The sequence below is a fragment of the Massilia norwichensis genome (assembly GCF_024753245.1).
Taxonomy (GTDB): Bacteria; Pseudomonadota; Gammaproteobacteria; order Burkholderiales; family Burkholderiaceae_D; genus Telluria; species Telluria norwichensis.
Genome location: NZ_JANUGX010000084.1, coordinates 1 through 1,099 on the forward strand (window position 1 = coordinate 1; position 1,099 = coordinate 1,099).

The following is a 1,099-nucleotide window of genomic DNA, read 5'->3' on the forward strand; positions in this document are numbered from 1 at the left end:
TGCCGGAAAAGAAGCCGAAAAGTGCTTCAGCCGAGTTCCATCGTCTGCCGATAAGCCAGCGCTTCCGACTCGATCCATTCGCGGAATACGGACAGCGCCGTATGCTCCGCCTTGCGTTCGGGGTAAATCAGGTAATAGGAACGACCGCTGCGATATCCATGTTCGGTTACCGGCATCAATACCCCGCGTTCCAGTTCATCCTCGATCAGCAGGCGCGGGATCAAGGCGATTCCCATCCCATGTACGGCGGCTTCGGCCGCCATCGAGAACAGTTCAAAACGCGGCCCGGTCAGGTCGCCCGCTACCTCCATGCCTCGCGATTGGAACCAGTCGCGCCAGAGATACGGCCGGGTGCCGATCTGCAGCAAGGTGTGTCCGCGCCAGTCGTTCGCCTGCTGCAAGCGCGTGCGTGGCGAGATCAGTGCTGGACTGCATACCGCGATCAGGTTTTCCTGCACCAGCAGGCTGCCTTCGGTCCCGGGCCACACCGCTTGCCCAGCATGGATCGCGGCATCGAAGCGCGTATCGTCGAACAGGAAAGGGCGCGTGTGCACGCTGAGGTTGATCGTGATGCCGCGATGCTGTTCCACGAATCGCGGGAGGCGCGGCAACAGCCACTTGGTCGCGAAGGTCGGCACCACGGCCAATTCCAGCGTACGGCCCTGGCCGCCCTCGGCCATCAATTCCAGGGTATCGCGTTCGACGTCGTCCAGTCGTGCAGTGACCTTGCGACTATAGTCCAGCCCCGCATCGGTCAGACTGACACCGCGTCGACCACGTCGGAACAGCTTCACGCCGAGGAAATCCTCGAGCGCGCCGATCTGCCGGCATACCGCGCTTTGCGTCACCGCCAGCTCGTCCGCGGCCTTGGTAAAACTCTGATGACGGGCGGCGGACTCGAAGGCGGAGAGGGCGAGAGTCGATGGGATCTTGCGGCGCATGGGTCAAGCCTTCCAGAAGTGCGTATTACGCACAGGTGAGTGCGAACAAAGCGTTTGTCGTGGTCAAGCTCCGATTGTACAGTGGGGATATGACTAACAGCACAATAGGCCTCGAAATGACGAAGAAGCATAAATCGGCAGCATTCCACTGGGACGAT

General features: G+C 60.8%; 1 protein-coding gene. It reads right to left on the reverse strand.

The window, feature by feature from the left end:
- Positions 1-26 precede the first annotated feature (26 nt).
- Positions 27-941, reverse strand: coding sequence for a LysR substrate-binding domain-containing protein (locus NX782_RS26230; RefSeq protein ID WP_258848443.1), 915 nt, complete (start codon positions 939-941; stop codon positions 27-29).
- Positions 942-1,099: the final 158 nt, after the last annotated feature.